The organism is Herbaspirillum sp. GW821-FHT09A12 (genome assembly GCF_059418325.1).
Genome location: NZ_JBWKPR010000009.1, coordinates 65790 through 85273 on the forward strand (window position 1 = coordinate 65790; position 19484 = coordinate 85273).

Sequence of the window (19484 nt, forward strand, 5' to 3'; positions counted from 1 at the left end):
TCATTCAAAACGGCTGCCCGCCGAAACGTTCCGCCAGGAAATCCAGCATCGTGCGCAAGGTCGCCGGCATGTGCTTGCGCGAGGCATACACGGCATACATGCCGAGCTGGACCGGTTCATACTCCGGCAGCAACTGCACCAGTTGCCCGGAAGCCACCAGCGGCGCCGCCGAATAGGCCGGCATGTGACCGATGCCCACGCCGGCCAGCACCGCCTGCAGCAACACCGTCACCTCGTTGGCGCTGATGCTGCCGCCCACCGCCACCGAAGCCGGCTTGGCGCCCCGCCCTTTGCCCTCGAACTGCCACAGGCTGCGGCCGACGTAGGAGTGCGTGAGGCAATTGTGCAGGGCCAGGTCTTCCACCTTCTTCGGCGTGCCGTGGCGCGCCAGGTAATCGGGCGCGGCGCAGATCACCGAGCGGCACACGGTCAGCTTGCGCGCGATCAGGTTGGGTTCCAGCCGGGTGGTCATGCGGATGGCCAGGTCGATGCGTTCCTCCACCAGGTTCACCGTGCGGTCCAGCGCCACCAGGTCGACCGCCACTTCCGGATAGCGGCGGCCATACTCCACCACCGCCTGCACCAGCTGGCTCTGCGTGAACGAGGTGCTGGAGGTGATGCGCAGCAAGCCGCGCGGCGTCTCGCCGGGGGCCTCGACGGCGTGGCGCATGTCGTCGGAAAACTCCAGCATCTGCCGGCAGCGCGGCAGGATCTCGTTGCCGGCCGGGGTCAACGACAGCCGGCGCGTGGTCCGGTGCAGCAGGCGCGCGCCGACCCACTCCTCCAGTTCGGCCACATAGCGCGACACCACCGGCCGCGACAGGTCGAGCTGCTGGGCCGCGGCCGACAGGCTGCCGCCATCGACCACCGTCACGAATACTTGCATTGCCGTCAACCGGTCCATTGGCGCCCTCACCTGAACGTTTCAAGAAACAAACTATGTTCAATTATGCTGTTTTTCCGGACGAAATAAAGGGCTAAGCTGCATCTCAGCATCAAACGACACCCAAGGCTGCATCGGCGCCCTCGGGCAATTTCTCCAAGACACGAAAGGACATCCATGAACATCGCCATCATCGGCGCCACCGGCAACGTCGGCAGCCGCATCCTCGAAGAAGCCCTGCGCCGCGGCCACCACGTCATCGCCATCGCCCGCGACGCCTCCAAGATCACCGCCCGCGCCAACGTCACCGCCCGCAGCGCCGACGTCAAGGACACCGCCGCCTTGGCCGCCGCCATCAAGGGCGCCGACGTGGTCGTCTCCAGCGGCCGTTTCGCCAACTTCAAGGCTGCCGACCTGCTGCCCGCAGTCAAGCAGGCGGGCGTCCAGCGCATCGCTGTCGTCGGCGGCGCCGGCAGCCTGGAAATCGCACCGGGCAAGGCATTGATCGACACCCCGGAATTCCCCGCCGAATACAAGCCGGAAGCCTCGGCCGGGCGCGACTTCCTGAACGACCTGCGCAAGGAGCAGGAGATCGCCTGGACCTTCCTCTCGCCGTCCGCACTGTTCGTGCCGGGCGAGCGCACCGGCAAGTTCCGCCTGGGCCAGGACCAGCTGCTGGTGGCCGCCGACGGCAAGAGTTCGATTTCCTATGAAGACTTCGCCATCGCCCTGCTGGATGAGCTGGAACAGCCGAAGCATGTGCGCGCGCGTTTCACGGTAGGCTACTGAGCATGAGCGCCGCAACCCAAGTCCTCCACTACATCCACGATCCGCTGTGCGGCTGGTGCTACGGCGCCGCGCCGCTGGTGGCGGCCGCGCGCCGCGTGTTGCCGGTACAGGCGCACGGCGGCGGCATGATGGCGGGCCGCAATCGGCGCCAGGTCGATGCCGGGTTGCGCGACTATGTGATGCCGCACGACCGCCGCATCGCGCAGATGACCGGGCAGGTTTTTGGCGAGCCTTACTTCAACGGCCTGCTCAAAGATACCGGCGCGGTGTTCGACTCGGCGCCGCCGATTGCCGCCGTGCTGGCGATGCAGGCGCTCAAGGGCAATGACGCCGGGCTGGACATGCTGGCCGCGATCCAGCGCGCGCATTATCAGGATGGCCTGCGCATCTCCGACGAAGGCACGCTGCTTGAACTGGCGCAGCAGCTGGGCGCCGATGCGAACGCCTTTACGCAGGCCTTGCGCAAGATCGAAGAAGAGGAACTGGCCCGACACATCGACGCCAGCCGCGCACTGCTGAACCAGGTCGGCGGGCGCGGCTTCCCCACTTTCGTGCTGCAGCGGGGCGATGCGCTGGAAGTGCTGGATACGGGAATGTGGCTGGGGCGGCCGCAGGAATGGGCGCGGTTCCTGCAGCAGGAAACCGGTGGCGAGACGACCGGCCATGCCGGTTCATCGGTCGCGCAATGCGATATCGACGGCGGCCATTGCAACTAAGCCGTCATCTCTAATCCGTCATCCCGGCGCAGGCCGGGATCCAGCGGCTTTCGCCGCATACCGACAGCGGCTGAACGACACTGGGTCCTGACTTTCGTCAGGACGGCGGCACATTATTTATAACGGCAATCCCAGCAGCTTCAACTGCGCACGCGTCTGTCCCGCATCCACATGATGGATGCCGTGCCAGCCCAGCGCCTGCGCCGCCTCGACATTCTTCTTCACATCGTCGATGAACACCAGCTCGCCCGGTTTCAGGTCGGCCAGGCGGCGCCCGTAACGCGCCAGCGCGATCTGGTAGATGCGCGCATCGGGCTTGATGCATTTCTCTTCACCCGACACCACGATGTCCTGGAACACGTTGAGGAAATCATAGTTCTCGCGCGCGAACGGGAAGGTCTCGGCCGACCAGTTGGTCAGGCCGAACAGCGGCACCTGCCGCGCATGCAATTGCTTCAACAGCGCCACGCCATCATCCAGCGGCCCGCGCAGCATTTCCTTCCAGCGGTCGTAGAAGGCGCGGATCAGGCTTTCATGCTGCGGATGCTGTCGCACCAGCAGCTCGGTGCCTTCTGCCAGCGTACGCCCGCCGTCCTGCTGGATATTCCATTCAGGCGAACAGACCTTGGTGAGGAAATGCAGGCGCTCGGCATCATTGGCGATCAGGTGCCGGTAGACGTGCAGCGGGCTCCAGTCGAACAGCACGCCGCCAAAGTCGAACACGACGGCGCGGATGCCGGAAGTCGGTGTAGTGATGGTCATGCCTGGCGTTCCTCGCGAATGTGGAACGGCCATTCTACTGTTGCGCCATGACGCCTGCGTGAAGAAGTGTAAGCGGTTCTTGGAACATGTTCACGATCTCGCCGGGAGTCGGTCAAATGTCATTTCAGGATGGGATGCAAGGCGCAAAACGCAGCCGGGCCGGTTGGCCCGGCGAGGCTTTGCAACGCCGCAGACCGCCTGAAAGGGCATATGAACGGCCCCGGCGAAATCGTGGGCAGGTTCTTACTACAGGGAGCGGAAGAAATCGAACAGCTCCGGCACATCCGCATAACCCACATTGAAACGGAAGCTGGCCTGCTCCGGCGCCGCCAGGTGGAAGAAATCGCCCGGCGCCAGCCAGATGCCCTTCTGCCGCGCGCGGTCGGCGATCTCGCGCGCCGGCAGGCCGCTACCTTCCAGCGTGGCCCAGGTGAACATGCCGCCGCGCGCGGCGGTGAACGGCATCAGGCCGGCTTCGGCCAGCTTGGCGTTGAGCGTGGATTGGGCATTGAGCAGTGTGGCGTTCAACGTCTGCACATGGCGCCGATGATGGCCTTCGGTCAGCACGTTATGCACCAGGCGCTCGTTGATCTCGGAATTGGTGAGCGTGAGCACCATCTTGGTATGCACGATCTGGCGCGCCAGGTCGCGCTGGCAGGCGACGTAACCCACGCGCAGCGAAGGCGCGATGGTCTTGGAATAGCTGCCCACGTAGATCACCCGCTGCAGGCCGTCCAATGCGGCCAGCATGGGGTCGGTGGCCTGGCCCAGCTCGCGGAAGATGTCGTCTTCCACCACCCAGAAACCATGCCGCTCGGCCGCTTGCAGCACGCGCATGGCGCAGGCCGGCGTGTAAGAGGTGCCGGTCGGGTTCTGCAGCACGCTGGTGGTGAAGAACATCTTGGGCCGGTGCGCGCGCGCCAGCGTCTCCAGCATGTCGGTATCGACGCCGCCCGGCGTGCGCGGCACGCCGATCACGTTCAGCCCGGCCAGGCGCAACATGGCGATCAGGTTGCAGTAGCCGGGGTCGTCGATCATCACCGTGTCGCCGGGTTGGGTCATGGTGCGGATCACCAGGTCCAGCGCCTGCGTGGCGCCGTGCGTGGTCAGCACCTGGTCGATGGCCACGTCCAGCGACCAATGCCCGAGGAATTGCGCGATCAGCTGGCGCAGCGGCGCATAACCGAAAGGATGGCCGTAGCCGACCTGCTGCGCGCCGGGCGAACGGATGATGCGGCGCTCGGCCTGGTGCAGGCCTTCGTCGTTCAACCACTTGCCGGGCAGCCAGCCGCAACCGGCCTTGATCGGCACCCGCTCGTCGGCGAACATTTCCGACAGCAGCCAGGCCGAGTCGATCACCGGTTCGTGCGGCATGAACACCGCGCGCGCACCGGATTGCCCGGCGCGCGCGGCGACGAAGAAACCGGCCCCGCGCCGCGCCAGCAACATGCCGCGCGCCACCAGTTGTTCATAGGCCTCGACCACGGTGGAGGCGCCGATGCCGTGGCTCTCGGCCAGTTGCCGCACCGACGGCAGGCGCTCGCCGGAGCGCAGCTCGCCGCGCTCGATCAGCAGCGCCAGGCCATCGGCCACCTGCTCCACCAGCCGGGCGGCGGTATTCCTTTGCAAATCCAGTTGCAGCGGCGCGCGCTGGAGCTTGGCCATGAACATCCTTTCGGCGTGTTGTCGGGCGACTTCATTGGTCGACCGACTGGAGTGTCTTGTTTTTCCAAGAAGTGTATTGCTTGCGGCAGGCGCAGCCTGCCATGTCCTTCTCTCTGTCATGAATGACTGGAATCGCCGTCATTCGACGTTTGCCGGCGATACGGCCGAATCATCCGCATGCTGGCATTCCCGCCAAATGAATCAATACAGTTCACTCAAACAAACAATACAGTCTCGGATCAAATTGAAAAGTGTAGCTAACAATACTGCGAGTGTCTGGCAATAATCAAGCCATTCTCAACTTCGTCAACTCTCACCCTGCCACGGTGCGCCCCATGACCACTTCCGAACAGAAATCCGGCCTGTCGGCCTACTGGATGCCCTTCACCGCCAACCGCAACTTCAAGGCCAGCCCGCGCATGCTGGTCTCGGCCGAGGGCATGTACTACCGCGACGACGCCGGCAACGCCATCCTCGACGGCACCGCCGGCCTGTGGTGCGTGCCGCTGGGCCACGCCCATCCAAAGATCGTGTCGGCCGTACAGAAGTCGGTGGCCACGCTGGACTACGCGCCCTCCTTCCAGCTCGGCCATCCGGGCGCCTTCGAACTGGCCGAGCGCCTCAAGGCCTACACCGGCAACCGCTTCGCCAACGTGTTCTACACCGGCTCCGGTTCGGAAGCGGTCGACACCGCGATCAAGATCGCGCTGGCCTACCACCGCGCACGCGGCAACGGCACCCGCACCCGCATGATCGGCCGCGAACGCGGCTACCATGGCGTGGGTTTCGGCGGCATGTCGGTGGGCGGCATCGGCGGCAACCGCAAGACCTTCAGCACTGCGCTGCTGCAAGGCGTTGACCACCTGCCGCACACCCACAACCTGGAACAGAACGCCTTCACCAAGGGCGAACCGGAATACGGAGCCCATCTGGCCGACGAACTGGAACGCCTGGTCGCGCTGCACGACGCCTCCAACATCGCCGCCGTGATCGTCGAACCGGTGGCCGGCTCCACCGGCGTGCTGGTGCCGCCCAAGGGTTATCTCAAGCGCCTGCGCGAGCTGTGCACCAAGCATGGCATCCTGCTGATCTTCGATGAAGTGATCACCGGCTTCGGCCGCCTGGGCACGCCGTTCGCCTCCGACTACTTCGGCGTCGATCCGGACATCTTCACCACCGCTAAGGGCCTGACCAACGGCGTGGTGCCGATGGGCGCGGTGTTCGTCAAGCCGGAGATCCACGACGCCTTCATGAACGGCCCGGACGGCATCGAACTGTTCCACGGCTACACCTATTCCGGCCACCCGCTGGCCTGCGCCGCCGGCCTGGCCTCGCTGGACGTGTTCCAGCAGGAAGGCGTGCTGGAGCATGCGCAGTCGGTGTCGGACTACTTCCAGGACGCCGCGCACGCGCTGCGCGGCCTGCCGCATGTGATCGACGTGCGCACCATCGGCCTGATCGCCGGCATCGAACTGGCCTCGATCCCGGGCAAGGTCGGCGCGCGCGCCTACGACGCCTTCGTGCGCGCCTTCAACGACGGCATCCTGATCCGCGTGACCGGCGACATCATCGCGCTGTCGCCGCCGCTGGTGATCAACAAACAACAGATCGACGAGCTGTTCGGCAAGCTGGCCGCGATCCTCAAGACGCTGGCCTGACCGCATCAACGCATCAACGGAGCAACGAGCAACAATGGAAAAGATCACCCACTACATCGGCGGCAAGCGCGTCGATACCGCCAGCGGCCGCTACGCCGATGTGTTCAACCCGGCGCTGGGCGTGCCGGTGGCGCAAGTCGCGCTGGGCACGGCCGATGAGGTCGACGCCGCCGTCAAGTCCGGCGCCGCCGCCTTCCCCGCCTGGTCCAACACTCCGCCGCTGACCCGCGCGCGCGTACTGTTCCGCTTCCTGCACCTGATCCAGCAACGCGCCGACGACTTCGCCCGCATCATCGTGCGCGAGCACGGCAAGACCTTCTCCGACGCGCAAGGCGAAGTCGCGCGCGGCATCGAGATCGTCGAGTTCGCCGCCGGCATCCCGCAGATGTTGAAGGGCGAATACACCGACCAGATCGCGCGCGGCATCGACGCCTGGTCGATGCGCCAGCCGCTGGGCGTGGTGGCCGGCATCACGCCGTTCAACTTCCCGGCGATGGTGCCGATGTGGATGTTCCCGATCGCCATCGCCTGCGGCAACTGCTTCATCCTCAAGCCTTCCGAACGCGACCCGTCGGCCGCCTTGCTGATCGCCGAGCTGCTGCAGGAAGCCGGCTTGCCGGACGGCGTGTTCAACGTCGTGCAAGGCGACAAGCTGACCGTCGATGCGCTGCTCGACCACCGCCAGGTCAAGGCCATCAGCTTCGTCGGCTCGACCCCGATCGCCGAGTACATCTACGCGCGCGGCAGCGCCAAGGGCAAGCGCGTGCAAGCGCTGGGCGGCGCCAAGAACCACATGGTGGTGATGCCCGACGCCGACATGCAACTGGCGGTCGACGCGCTGATGGGCGCGGCCTTCGGTTCGGCCGGCGAACGCTGCATGGCGATCTCGGTGGCGGTGGCGGTCGGATCCGCCGGCGACCAGTTGGTGACTGCGCTGGCCGAACGCGCGCGCAGCCTGAAGATCAACGAGGGCAACGTGGCCGGCGCAGAGATGGGTCCGGTGGTGACCGCTGCGGCCAAGGAACGCATCGAAGGCCTGATCGGCCGCGGCGTGGAAGAAGGCGCCAGGCTGGTGGTCGACGGCCGCGGCCACAAGGTGGCCGGTTTCGAAAAGGGCTTCTTCGTCGGCGGCACGCTGTTCGACCACGTCACGCCCGACATGACCATCTACAAGGAAGAGATCTTCGGCCCGGTGCTGTGCGTGCTGCGCGCGCCCGACATCGCCAGCGCGGTGGAACTGATCAACGCGCATGAATACGGCAACGGCGTGGCGGTGTACACGCGCGACGGCGGCGTGGCGCGCGAGTTCGTGCGCCAGATCGAGGTCGGCATGGTCGGCGTGAACGTGCCGCTGCCGGTGCCGATGGCGTTCTCCAGCTTCGGCGGATGGAAGCGCAGCCTGTTTGGCGACCATCACATGTACGGGCCGGAAGGCGTGCGTTTCTATACGCGCGCCAAGGCGGTCATGCAGCGCTGGCCGAATACGGCAAGCGCGGGCGCCGAGTTTGCTTTCCCGCAGATGAAGTAAGACGGAACGACAGGAAACGGCATGAATTCTTCATGCCGTTTTTTGCTGTTGCAGGCAGCGGGGTGGGAAGCGCCGGTTATTGGTGCAGGCGGCAAGCCGCAGCGACGCAAAATGCACCGCGATGTCGATGAAAAATCTTAAGCGCACAACGGGAGGGAAAAGACGACAATCCTGAAGGAGGCAATACATCTCCGGCAAAGAAGAAAATCCGCATGGCCACCGCATGAACATACATCGGGGCATGGACAACGGATGGCAGCATCGAAGAAAGACCAAAGAGACATCGCATTTCACGGCCAGGAGGAGCCCGCCATGATCGTTCGCATCATGTCATGCCCGTTCGCCCCTTTTTATCCGCGTTTTTCCGGCGGAGGAATTGGCTCGTCCTGCCGCCATGCCGGCGTCTCGTTTCATTCGGATTTTCACTCTTGTTGGGCATGGAATTTGCGTTGATGCGTGTTGAAGTTTCGTGGATGTCACCTGTCGTTTTTAATCCTGAGGGAGATGTGAATATGTTCAGTCGTCGCGATTTTCTGAAGCTGTCCGCACTGGCCGCGCCGGGCGCGCTGTCGTTCAACGATGTCTTCGCGCAAGCCGATGCGATTTCCTTCGGCTGCCCGGTGCCGATGTCGGGCCCCTTCGCCGCCAACGGCAAGTTCGCCGACATGGGCATGAAGCTGGCGCTGCAGAAATACGGCAAGGTGCTGGGCAAGAACACCAGCTACGTCACGCTCGACACCGAAGGCAAGCCGGCCACCGCCGTGCGCAAGATGCAGGAGACCATCGAGAAGGGCACGCGCTTCTTCGCCGGCGGCATCCTCTCCGGCGAGGCGCTGGCCATGGGCAAGGAAGCCGACAAGGCCGGCGGCATCTTCATCACCACCGCCGGCGCCGACGAGATCACCGGCAGCGACTGCAACCGCTCCACCTTCCGCTGGTCGGTGCCGACCTTCGGCGCCATCGAACAGACCGTGCGCCCGCTGCTGGAGAAGCTGCCCAACGCCAAGCGCTGGTACACCATCACACCGCAATACGTGTTCGGCGAAGGCTTGCTGGCGGCGGCCAAGAACATCTTCAAGGAAAAGGGCATCGAGCACGTCGGCAACAGCTACCACTCGCTGACCGAGAAAGAATTCTCCGGCTACCTGACCAACGCCATGGCCGCCAAGCCGGACGTGCTGCTGCTGCTGAACTTCGGTTCGCAGTCGTCGGACACGCTGCGCCAGGCGGCCAGCTTCGGCATGAAGAACAACTGTACGATCCTCATGGCCTGGGCCTCGGGACTGGAGCAGTTCGAGACGCTGGGCGCCGACATCTGCGACGGCGTGTACTTCGGCGCGCAGTACTGGCACGCGATCGATTCGCCGTTCAACAAGGAGTTCGTCAAGCTGGTCAACGACACGCTGAAGATCGACCCGAACTACAGCCTGGCCGGTTCCTACATCTGTACCAAGATCATGCTGGACGCCATCATCAAGGCCAACAGCACCGCCCCCAAGGCGGTCATCGCGGCGATGGAAGGCATGAAGTACGAAGGCCTGACCGGCACCGAGGAAATCCGCAAGGGCGACCACCAGGTCATCAAGAACTACTATCTGCTCAAGGGCAAGGCGAAGTCGAAGATGGCCAACAAGAACGATTACGCCGACATCGTCTCGTCGGGCAAATCGTTCCTGGCGCTGGACAAGACGCAGTGCAAACTGTGATGCGTTCGAGCTGGAGCGTCTACTCAACCGTTCGGACTGAGTAGCCGCCCCAGCGGCGTATCGAAGACGCGACTGCGTGCGAAACATGACGGTGCGTCTTCGATACGACCCTTCGGGTCTACTCAGTCCGAACGGTCATTGTGTATTACTGAGTGTCACGAGGCCTCATGAATATCTATCTGCTGCAGATCGCCAACGGCATCGGCATCGGCATGCTCTACTTCCTGCTGGCGGTAGGGCTGTCGATCGTGTTCGGCTTGCTGCGTTTCGTCAATTTCTCGCACGGGGCGTTCTTCCTGCTGGGCGCCTACCTGTGCTTCCAGATCGTCGACATGGGCATCAGCTTCTGGTGGTCGCTGCTGGTGGCGCCGCTGGTGGTAGGGCTGTTCGCCTGGGTGGTGGAGCGCTTCGTGCTGCGGCATGTGTATGCGCTGCCGCACCACTTCCATATCCTGTTCACGGTGGGCCTGGCGCTGGTGCTGCAGGAGGCCGTGATCTCGTATTGGGGGCCGCTGGGCAACAATGTCTCGCCGCCCGACATATTGCAGGGCGTGGTGATGGCCGGCGGCTTCGTCTATCCCAAGTACCGCCTGTTCGTGATTGCCGTCACCGCGGTCATGGCCATCCTCTTGTGGTGGGTGCTGGAAGGCACGCGCCTGGGCTCCATCGTGCGCGCCGGCAGCGAGTCGACCGAGATGGTGTCGCTCCTGGGCCTGAACATCAACCGCATCTTCAGCCTGGTGTTCGCGCTGGGCGCGGCCACCGCCGGGCTGGCCGGGGCGCTGGCCGCGCCGATCCGCGGCGCCGACCCGTTCATGGGGGTAGAGGCGCTGGGCATTGCCTTCGTGGTGGTGGTGGTCGGCGGCCTGGGCAGTTTCTGGGGTGCGCTGATCGGCGGCATCCTGGTCGGCATCGTGCAAAGCGTGATGAGCACGGTGTGGTCCGAAGGCGCGCACCTGATGATCTATGTCGCCATGGCGGCGGTCATGCTGCTGCGGCCCAATGGCCTGCTCGGCCGGCCCGGCGCGGCGTAATGGCGGGAAGAGGAAACTGATGAAACATATCGCGCATTTCCGATACACATTGCTGGCCGCCGCCGTCGCCCTGCTGCTGCCGCTGTGCCTGGGTTCGGGCACGCTGGCCACCGAAGTGCTGGTGTTCGCGCTGGCCGCGCTGGGCTGCAACCTGCTCCTGGGTTACACCGGCCTGATGTCGTTCGGCCAGGGCATCTTCTTCGGCGTGGGCAGCTATACCGCCGGCGTGGTGCTGCTGCAGCTGAAGGCGCCGCTATTGGCGACGCTGGCGATGGCGGCGCTGGGCGGCGCGATCGCCGCGCTGCTGGTGGGCTGGTTCTCGATCCGCCAGCGCGGCACCTACTTCGTGATGCTGACGCTGGCCTTCGCCCAGATGTTCTACTTCCTGGCCTACACGATGAAGGACGTCACCGGCGGCGACAACGGCCTGCTCGACATCCCGCGCCCGCCGCTCGCCCTGTTCGGCCTGACGCTGTTGCCGACCGCGTCCTCGTGGCAGTACTACACGGTGGTGGCGATCCTGTTCGTGCTGGTGTTCTGGCTGCTGCAGCGGGTGGTCGATTCGGTGTTGGGCCGCACCTTGCTGGCGGTGCGCGACAACGAGGCGCGCGCTGCGGCGGTGGGTTACGACATCCGCCTGCTCAAGCTGGCCGCCTTCGTCATCTCGGGCGCGGTGACGGGCCTGGCCGGCGGCCTGCACGCGATGATGACCGGCGTGGCGCCGCTGTCCAACATCGAGTACCACACCAGCGAGTCGATTTTGATCATGACCGTCATCGGCGGCACCGGCAACCTGTTCGCCTCGGTGCTGGGCGCGTCGTTCTACGTGCTGGCCGGCAACTGGCTCTCCACCTTGTGGCCGCGCTGGCTGATGCTGCTGGGCCTGCTGCTGATCGCGGTCAGCCTGTACATGCAAAAAGGCCTGTTCGGGCTGGCCATGAAACTGGTCAATGCGGCGCGCCCCGCCAAACCCGATAGCGCCGTCGAGCTGGCCGCCAAGGAGAAGCATTCATGAGCGCACCGATCCTGCAAGCGGTCAACGTCACCAAGCGCTATGGCAAGTTCACCGCGGTCAACAGCATCACGCTGGATATCATGCCCGGCACCGTGCATTCGGTGATCGGCCCCAACGGCGCCGGCAAGACCACGCTGTTCCACACGCTGACCGGCACCACGCCGATCACCGAAGGCAGCATCCGCGTCGAAGGCGAGGAAGTGGCCCACCTGCCCGGCTACCAGCGCGTCAGGAAAGGGCTGGCGCGTTCCTTCCAGGTGACCAGCCTGTTCCCCAACCTGACGGTGTGGGAAAACCTGCGGCTGGCCGCGCAAGGCCGCCATCCACTGGCCGCGCTGAACCCGTGGAAGCGCGCCGAGCAAATGCACGCGGCCTGCGCGCTGGCCGACAAACTGCTCGCGCGCCTGTCGCTGCAAGGCGTGGCGCAACGCGTCTCGGCCGAACTGTCGCATGGCCAGCAGCGCCGGCTGGAAGTGGGCATGGCCATGGCCGGCCAGCCCAAGGTGATCTTCCTCGACGAACCGACCTCGGGCATGGGCATCGACGACATCGCCGACATGAAGCGCCTGATCCATTCGCTGCGCGATGATTACACGGTGGTGCTGATCGAGCACAACATGGATATCGTGATGGACATTTCGGATCGCATCACGGTGATGCAACTGGGCCAGATCCTGGCGCAGGGCAAACCCGACGAGATCCGCAACGACGAGCGCGTGCGCCGCGCCTATCTCGGCAGCATGATTACCGGAGGCAAGGCATGATCCTGCAAGTGGAAGACGTCCACGGCTACTACGGCAAAAGCCACATCCTGCAGGGCGTCTCGCTGCAGGTGGATGCCGGCGAAGTAGTGACGCTGCTGGGGCGCAATGGCGCCGGCAAGACCACCACGTTGAAGAGCATCGTCGGCGTAGTGCCGCCGGCCCAGGGGCGCGTGCTGTTCGAAGGCAAGCAGGTCAGCGGCCTGCCGTCCTACAAGATCGCCGCGCGCGGCGTGTGCCTGGTGCCCGAACACCGCGGCATCTTCAAGCTGCTGAGCGTCGAGGAAAACCTCAAGATGGCAGCCCGCAAGGAATCGGCCTGGGGGCTGGAAGACGTCTACCGGATCTTCCCGCGCCTGAAGGAGCGCCGCAAGAACGGCGGCGGCCAGCTCTCCGGCGGCGAACAGCAGATGCTGGCGATCGCACGCGCGCTGATGACGTATCCCAAGGTGCTGATGCTGGACGAGCCGGTGGAAGGCCTGGCGCCGGTGATCGTCGACGAGATCGTGGCGCAGATCAAGCTGATCAGGGGCACCGGGATGTCCATCATCCTGGTGGAGCAGAACCTGGAAGTATGCACGCAACTGGCCGACCGCCATTACATCGTCGAACAGGGACGCATCGCCTACAGCGGCAGCAATGCCGCGTTCCTGGCCGACGACGGCGTGAAGGATCGTTACCTGGGCGTGAACCTGGCGGCATGACAAATCGCGCGCCTTCGATACGCCGCTACGCGGCTACTCAGGTCGAACGGCAGCTGGATGTTTTAACTACCGTTCGGCCTGAGTAGGCCGCAGGCCGTATCGAAGGTGCACCGCACTAGGGCCTGTTAACAATTAATTTGCGAGATGCGTTGCCCCCAGAAGGCGGGGTGGCAAGGCAGACAACGCTTGCTGGTCACTCGCACTCGCAAATTAATTGTTAACAGGCCCTAAACAACAAGGAAAGCATCATGGACATGAAAACCAAAACAAACACGCTGCGCATCGATGGCAAGCGCCTGTGGGATTCGCTGATGGAACTGGCCCGGATCGGCGGCACCGCCAAGGGCGGCGTATGCCGGCTGGCGCTGACCGACCTCGACAAGCAGGGCCGCGACCTGGTCACCTCCTGGGCCAGGGCCGAAGGCATGAGCGTGACGGTGGACCAGATCGGCAACATCTTCATGCGCCGCCCCGGCCGCAACAATGCCCTGCCGCCGGTGATGACCGGTTCGCACATCGACACGCAACCGACCGGCGGCAAGTTCGACGGCAACTATGGCGTGCTGTCCGGCATCGAGGTGATCCGCACGCTGAACCGGCACCGGATCGTGACCGAGGCGCCGATCGAGGTGGCGGTGTGGACCAACGAGGAAGGTTCGCGCTTCGTGCCGGTGATGATGGGATCGGGCGTGTTCTGCGGCGCCTTCACGCTGGAGCATGCGTACAACGCCACCGATGTCGACGGCAAGAAAGTGAAGGATGAGCTGGCGCGCATCGGCTACATCGGCGAACAGAAGTGCGGCGACCATCCCATCGGCGCCTACTACGAGGCGCACATCGAGCAGGGGCCGGTGCTGGAGAACGCCGACACCGTGATCGGCGTGGTGCCGGCGGTGCTGGGCCTGTCGTGGTACGACTGCACGGTGACCGGTTTCGAATCGCACGCGGGCCCCACGCCGATGGCCATCCGCAAGGATGCGTTGCAGGTCTCCACCTACATCATGCAGGAGGTGGTGGCCATCGCCAACCGCTATCCGCCTTATGGCCGTGGCACGGTCGGTTCGGTGCAGGTGATGCCCAACAGCCGCAACGTGATCCCGGGCCAGGTGAAGTTCTCGGTCGACCTGCGCAATGTCAGCGACGCGCTGCTCAACCAGATGCATGAGGACCTGCTGGCCTATATCGAAGCGACGCGCCAGAAGACCGGCCTGCACATCGCGCTGGAACGCGTGTCCTATTTCCCGCCCTGCCCCTTCCATCCGGAGTGCGTGGACAATGTGCGCGATGCCGCCAGCGGCCTGGGCTACAAGACCATGGACGTGGTCTCCGGCGCCGGCCATGACGCCATCTACGCCGCGCGCCTGGCGCCGGCCGGCATGATCTTCGTGCCGTGCAAGGACGGCGTGTCGCACAACGAGATCGAGGACGCCCGGCCGGAACACCTGGAAGCCGGCTGCAACGTGCTGCTGCAGGCCATGCTGGCCAGCGCCGGCGTAGTCGATGAATAAAGGAGTGCAATGAAGCCGAAGATCGTCATCGCCCGCATGAATCACGAGACCAACACCTTCTCGCCGATTCCCACCCCGCTCGAAGCCTTCTCCCCGCAGTGGGACGAGGCGGCTTACGAAGACCAGAAAGGCGCGCGCACCGCGATGGGCGCCTTTCTCGACATCGCCGAAAAACTCGGCGCCGGGATTGTCACGCCGCTGGCGGCCTGGGCCAATCCCAGCGCGGCCGTTGCGGCCGATGCCTACACCGTGATGTGCGACGGCATCGTGCGCGCCATCGAACAGGGCTGCGACGCCATCATGCTCGACCTGCACGGCGCCATGGTGGCCGAGAACGCCGATGACGGCGAAGGCGCGCTACTGGAACGCATCCGCAGGATCGCCCCCGATACGCCGATGGCGGTGGCGCTGGACCTGCACGGCAACGTCACGCAAAAGATGGTGGATCATGCCGACATCATCGTCAGCTTCAAGACCTATCCGCACATCGACATGTTCGAGACCGGCGAACATGCGGGCCGCCTGCTGGTCGACCTGCTCCATGGGAAATCCCGGCCCGCGCTCGGCTGGCGCCAGCTGCCGCTGCTGTCGGCCACGCTGACCAGCAACACCTCGGCATCGGCCATGCAACGCGCGGTGGAAGCGGCCAGGGAGGCCGAGAAGCGGGATGGCGTGCTGGCGGTGTCGGTGCTGGCGGGGTTCCCGCTGTCCGACTTCCGCGATGCCGGCATGTCGGTGGTAGTGGCGACCGAGAACGACCGCGTCCTGGCCGATGCCGTGGCCGAAGAGATTGCCCGCCAGATGTGGGCCGAACGCGACGACTTCGTCTATGACAGCCTGCCGTTGATGCAGTCGCTGGCGCAGGCGCAGGAGCGCAGCCGGGGCGCCGGCAGCGGCCCGGTGCTGCTGCTGGACCATAGCGACAATGTGATGTCGGGCGGCACCTGCAACACCATGGATGTGCTGGAGGCGGCGCTGGCGGCCGGCCTGGAGGGCATCGCGGCGGGCCCGGTCAGCGATCCGGAAGCGGTGGCGCATATGCTGGAAGCCGGTGTGGGCGCCACCATCACGCTGGCGGTGGGCAACAAGGTGCCGCTGCTCCAGCAAGGCATCGCCAAGGTGCCGCCGGTGCTGACCGGCAAGGTGGCGGCGATCACCGACGGCAAGTTCACCGTGACCGGTCCGATCTATACCGGCTCGACGATACGGATGGGCCGCAGCGTGCTGTTCGATATCGGCGCGGCGAAAATCGTGGTGACGGAAGAACGCGTCGAACCCTATGACCTGGGCGTGTTTACCAGCCTGGGGCTGGACCCGGCGGCGCAGTCCTTCCTGATCCTGAAGTCGCGCATGTACTGCCGTCCGGTGTTCGTGCCGATCAGCCGCGGCCTGGTGGAATGCGATTCGGACAGCGGCGGCCCGACCAGCGCCAACCTCAAGCTGTTCCCGATCAAGAAGGTGCGCCGGCCGGTCTATCCGCTCGATGCCGATATCGCCTGGTAAAGCGCCATGCCGCAGCCGCCAACGGCTGCGGCCATCATAAATAGGTTCCAAGGAGACGACCATCATGAACGGCGCCGCACCGGCCAGCCATGGCCAATCCAGAGCGCTGCTGGTGCTGCTGGGCATCTTGTGGGGCCTGAACTGGCCGGCGGTAAAAGTATCGCTGACGGGTGTGTCGCCTTGGGCGCTGCGCAGCATCGGCCTGGGCGCGGCGGCCGGCACGGTATTCGCGCTGGGACTGCTGCGCGGAAGCCCGCTGGCGATCCGTTCCGGGCGCGAGCGCCTGCACATCGTGGTGGCGGGGCTGCTCAATGTGGCGCTGTTCAATATCCTGCTGACCTTCGCGCAACTGGGCGCGGCCACTTCCCGGGTGGCCATCATTACCTATTCGATGCCGCTGTGGGCCACGCTGTTCGCGCGCTTCGCGCTGGGCGAACGGCTCGATGCGCTGCGCGGCGGCGGTTTGCTGCTGGGCGCCGGCGGCCTGCTGACCCTGCTGTGGCCGCTGGCCGGCGGCGGCCTGCCGCATGGCGTGCTGCTGGCGCTGGGTGCGGCCTTGTCGTGGGCGGCCGGCACGGTGTACACCAAATGGGCGCGGCTTTCGTCGGAACCGCTGGCCATGGCCGGCTGGCAATTGCTGACCGGTGCGCTGGTGGCGCTGACGGGTCTTTTCAGTGTCGAAAGCGCGCCGTATTTTCCGGCATGGCATGCGATGCGCGGCGAAGTGATGCTGGCGCTGGGCTATCACATCCTGTTCGGCATGGCGCTGGCCCATATCATCTGGTTTTCCATCGTGGCGCGCATGCCGGCCGGCGTCGCCGCGCTGGGCACGCTGCTGGTGCCGGTGGTGGGCGTCACCGGCGCGGTGCTGCTGCTGAGCGAGCGGCCCGCCGCTTCCGACCTGGCCGGCTTTGCGCTGATCTTTTGCGCGGCGCTGTGCGTGCTGCTGCCACGCGGGTTGACAACGCGGCAGCCCAGGAAATCAAGCAGCTGATCGGCGATTCGAGGCCGCAGACAAGAGCGGAGATGACGGATCGCCACAGCAAAAACGCCGGCACTGCCGGCGTTTCTTCAGGGACGGGGAGCGCTCAGGCTCAGGCCTTGGCCAGCGCCTTCTCCAGCAGTTGGTGCAGTTCGGAGAACTGCGGCTCGCCGACATAGCGCTTGATGATGTTGCCGTCCTTGCCGATGACGAATGTGGTCGGGGTCAGCTTGACGTCGCCGAAGGCCTGGGCCAGCTTGTCTTGCGTGTCCAGCGCAACCTGGAAGGGCAGCTTGCGGGTCTCGGTGTAGTTCAGGACATAGTTCGGCGGATCGTAGCTCATCGCCACGGCGACAAAGTCCAGGCCCTGGTCTTTGAATTTGTTGTAGGTCTCGATCATCTGCGGCATCTCGCCGATGCAGGTAGTGCAGCTGGTGGCCCAGAAGTTGACCATCACCACCTTGCCGCGCAGGTCTTTCAACGCGACCTGCTGGCCATCGAGCCGGGTAAAGGTGACGTCAGGCGCCGCGTTGCCGGCGCTCACCTTGAAATAGGCGAAGGCGGCAATGGCCGCGACCGCGGCCAGGCCTGCGATCTTGATCCAAAGGCGGTTGCGTGACGCTGTGGCTTGTGCTGGCATGAGCTTGCTCCGTTGACGGATTTTTCCCCGGCGCCGCGATCCTGGCGGCCATGTCGCGGCGACAACATGGCGCCGCGCGTCAAAAAAGGGAAAGGAAACCCGGCCATTATAATCGCGCCGGCCGATTCCTGCGGGCGGCGGCGCGGACGTGAAAACCGCCGGACAAGCCGGCGGTGTTGACCTGCATCAAACGAACCAAACATCAAACGAACCAAACGGACCAAGCTGGCTGGCCCTGGACACCCGTTCAGGCGGCGGCCTTGTTTTCGCTGGCCGGCTTGCGCTGGTAATCCTGCAGCTCTTCTTCCGAGATGTACTCGTACAGCGTCACCACCTTCTGCACGCCGGAGACGCCGCTGGCGATCTTGGCGCCCAACTGGCCTTCATGCTGGGTCACGCGGCCCATCATGTACACGATGCCGCGCTCGGTGGTGATCTTGAAGGCGCTGGAATACAGCGTCTTGTCGTCCACCAGGCTGGCCAGGACCTTGCTGGTGATGAGCGCATCGCCAGAACGCGTGGAGAAGCTGGAAGCCGGCTCGATCGACAGTTCGTTGAACACGGTCTCGACGTTGGCAATCGCCTTGGCTTCGCGCTCGGCGGCGGCCTTGGACGCTTCATCCGGCACTTCGCCGGTGAGCAGCACCTTGCGGTTGAAGGCGGTCACGTTGACGTGCGAGCCGGCGGCGACCACGCCGGGGATGCGGCTTTCGCCCTTGACTACGATCGCCTTGTCTTCGGTCTGCGCCCCCAGCGTACGGCGGTCGGTGGCGGCGAAGGTGCCGGCCAGCGCGCCGCCGGCAAACACCGCGAAGCAGCCTTGCAGGCTCAGGGCCAGCATGCCGCCCAACGCCACTGCCGCCAACGGGCGACGCATCCTGACAAACAGCGATCGTGAATCATTCATTCGCATCATCTCCAAAAAGCGCGACGTCGATGCCGTCGCAAATGCAGTGCAAAGTCACCAGATGCACTTCCTGGATGCGCGCGGTACGGTCATGCGGCACACAGATGTGGACATCGGCGTCATTCAGGGTCTTGCCGATGGCGCCGCCGCCCTTGCCGGTCAGGGCGACGACGCGCATGTCGCGCTCGTGGGCCACTTCGATGGCCGCCAGGACATTGCCCGAATTGCCCGAAGTGGAAAACGCCAGCAAGACGTCGCCCGCCTGGCCGAAGGCCTGGACTTGCTTCGAGAAAATTTCCTGGTAGCTGTAATCGTTGCCGACCGCGGTCAGGATGGACGTGTCGGTGGTCAGCGCCATGGCCGGCAACGGCAGGCGTTCACGTTCGAAACGTCCGACCAGTTCGGCCGCGAAATGCTGGCAGTCGGCAGCGGACCCTCCGTTGCCGCAGGCAAGAATCTTGTTGCCATTCGACAGCGCGGTAAACATAAGTTCAATCGCCTGTTCGATCGGTTGCGCCAATACGTTGGCTGCCTTCATCTTCAGGTCGGCGCTTTCCTGGAAGTGGGCAAGGATGCGGGGATTTGTCATAGTGCCTGCGATTATAGTTGAGTTGCGCGGCGCCAAGCCGGCACAATTCGTAAAGAAAAGTTTCTCGATTGCGGCCCATATGATACCGCCAGATGCGGCCGGAGGCCGCAAAACGGCGCGCAAAGGCGCACCGT

The 19484-nt window shown here is 64.7% G+C and carries 19 protein-coding genes; 13 read left to right on the forward strand and 6 right to left on the reverse strand.

Annotated elements, in window-relative coordinates:
* Window positions 1-4 precede the first annotated feature (4 nt).
* A complete protein-coding gene (locus AC07N6_RS17620) occupies window positions 5-904 on the reverse strand; it encodes a LysR family transcriptional regulator (protein WP_494781388.1) in 900 nt (299 codons plus the stop codon).
* A 156-nt stretch (window positions 905-1060) separates the two neighbouring features.
* Between AC07N6_RS17620 and AC07N6_RS17625 the strand changes: the two genes are divergently transcribed.
* Both AC07N6_RS17625 and AC07N6_RS17630 read left to right on the forward strand, forming a co-directional pair.
* Window positions 1061-1672 carry an NAD(P)-dependent oxidoreductase gene (locus AC07N6_RS17625; protein ID WP_494781387.1) on the forward strand — a complete coding sequence of 204 codons (612 nt, stop codon included), beginning with the start codon at window positions 1061-1063 and terminating at the stop codon, window positions 1670-1672.
* Between the two features lie 2 nt (window positions 1673-1674).
* On the forward strand, window positions 1675-2388 hold the full coding sequence (locus tag AC07N6_RS17630) for a DsbA family protein (protein WP_494781386.1): 714 nt from the start codon (window positions 1675-1677) through the stop codon (window positions 2386-2388).
* Window positions 2389-2505: 117 nt separating this feature from the next.
* On the opposite strand, the gene AC07N6_RS17635 is transcribed toward AC07N6_RS17630, so the two are convergent.
* Both AC07N6_RS17635 and AC07N6_RS17640 read right to left on the reverse strand, forming a co-directional pair.
* A complete protein-coding gene (locus tag AC07N6_RS17635; protein ID WP_494781385.1) occupies window positions 2506-3150 on the reverse strand; it encodes an HAD family hydrolase in 645 nt (214 codons plus the stop codon).
* Window positions 3151-3396: 246 nt separating this feature from the next.
* A complete protein-coding gene (locus tag AC07N6_RS17640; RefSeq protein ID WP_494781384.1) occupies window positions 3397-4815 on the reverse strand; it encodes an aminotransferase-like domain-containing protein in 1419 nt (472 codons plus the stop codon).
* 335 nt (window positions 4816-5150) lie between these two features.
* Between AC07N6_RS17640 and aptA the strand changes: the two genes are divergently transcribed.
* The 11 genes from aptA (at window position 5151) to AC07N6_RS17695 (ending at window position 17226) form a co-directional block, all read left to right on the forward strand.
* Window positions 5151-6473, forward strand: coding sequence for an omega-aminotransferase AptA (aptA, locus tag AC07N6_RS17645; protein WP_494781383.1), 1323 nt, complete (start codon window positions 5151-5153; stop codon window positions 6471-6473).
* Between the two features lie 34 nt (window positions 6474-6507).
* Window positions 6508-8001 (forward strand): CoA-acylating methylmalonate-semialdehyde dehydrogenase, encoded by a 1494-nt coding sequence (locus tag AC07N6_RS17650; RefSeq protein WP_494781382.1) that lies wholly within the window; start codon window positions 6508-6510, stop codon window positions 7999-8001.
* A 252-nt stretch (window positions 8002-8253) separates the two neighbouring features.
* Window positions 8254-8454 carry a hypothetical protein gene (locus tag AC07N6_RS17655; RefSeq protein ID WP_494781381.1) on the forward strand — a complete coding sequence of 67 codons (201 nt, stop codon included), beginning with the start codon at window positions 8254-8256 and terminating at the stop codon, window positions 8452-8454.
* A 59-nt stretch (window positions 8455-8513) separates the two neighbouring features.
* Complete coding sequence (locus tag AC07N6_RS17660) at window positions 8514-9707, forward strand: ABC transporter substrate-binding protein (RefSeq protein ID WP_494781380.1); 1194 nt, start codon at window positions 8514-8516, stop codon at window positions 9705-9707.
* 167 nt (window positions 9708-9874) lie between these two features.
* Complete coding sequence (locus AC07N6_RS17665; protein ID WP_494781379.1) at window positions 9875-10741, forward strand: branched-chain amino acid ABC transporter permease; 867 nt, start codon at window positions 9875-9877, stop codon at window positions 10739-10741.
* Between the two features lie 19 nt (window positions 10742-10760).
* Window positions 10761-11756, forward strand: a complete 996-nt coding sequence (locus AC07N6_RS17670) for a branched-chain amino acid ABC transporter permease (RefSeq protein ID WP_494781378.1) — start codon at window positions 10761-10763, stop codon at window positions 11754-11756.
* The gene (locus tag AC07N6_RS17675; protein WP_494781377.1) at window positions 11753-12520 is read left to right on the forward strand and encodes an ABC transporter ATP-binding protein; all 768 of its coding nucleotides are present in this window, start codon (window positions 11753-11755) and stop codon (window positions 12518-12520) included. Before AC07N6_RS17670 ends, AC07N6_RS17675 begins: the two co-directional genes overlap by 4 nt.
* Window positions 12517-13221, forward strand: a complete 705-nt coding sequence (locus tag AC07N6_RS17680; protein ID WP_494781376.1) for an ABC transporter ATP-binding protein — start codon at window positions 12517-12519, stop codon at window positions 13219-13221. Before AC07N6_RS17675 ends, AC07N6_RS17680 begins: the two co-directional genes overlap by 4 nt.
* Before the next feature lie 248 nt (window positions 13222-13469).
* Window positions 13470-14729, forward strand: coding sequence for a Zn-dependent hydrolase (locus AC07N6_RS17685; protein ID WP_494781375.1), 1260 nt, complete (start codon window positions 13470-13472; stop codon window positions 14727-14729).
* A 9-nt stretch (window positions 14730-14738) separates the two neighbouring features.
* Complete coding sequence (locus tag AC07N6_RS17690; protein ID WP_494781374.1) at window positions 14739-16232, forward strand: M81 family metallopeptidase; 1494 nt, start codon at window positions 14739-14741, stop codon at window positions 16230-16232.
* A 64-nt stretch (window positions 16233-16296) separates the two neighbouring features.
* A complete protein-coding gene (locus tag AC07N6_RS17695; RefSeq protein WP_494781373.1) occupies window positions 16297-17226 on the forward strand; it encodes a DMT family transporter in 930 nt (309 codons plus the stop codon).
* Between the two features lie 100 nt (window positions 17227-17326).
* Here AC07N6_RS17695 and AC07N6_RS17700 read toward each other — a convergent pair whose 3' ends face one another.
* The 3 genes from AC07N6_RS17700 to AC07N6_RS17710 form a co-directional block, all read right to left on the reverse strand.
* Entirely contained in the window at window positions 17327-17854 is a 528-nt protein-coding gene (locus AC07N6_RS17700; RefSeq protein ID WP_494781372.1) for a peroxiredoxin family protein, read from the reverse strand.
* A 247-nt stretch (window positions 17855-18101) separates the two neighbouring features.
* Window positions 18102-18761, reverse strand: coding sequence for a BON domain-containing protein (locus AC07N6_RS17705; RefSeq protein WP_494781371.1), 660 nt, complete (start codon window positions 18759-18761; stop codon window positions 18102-18104).
* Entirely contained in the window at window positions 18754-19350 is a 597-nt protein-coding gene (locus AC07N6_RS17710; RefSeq protein ID WP_494781370.1) for a phosphoheptose isomerase, read from the reverse strand. The genes AC07N6_RS17705 and AC07N6_RS17710 overlap by 8 nt, the downstream gene beginning before the upstream one ends.
* Between the last annotated feature and the right edge of the window lie 134 nt (window positions 19351-19484).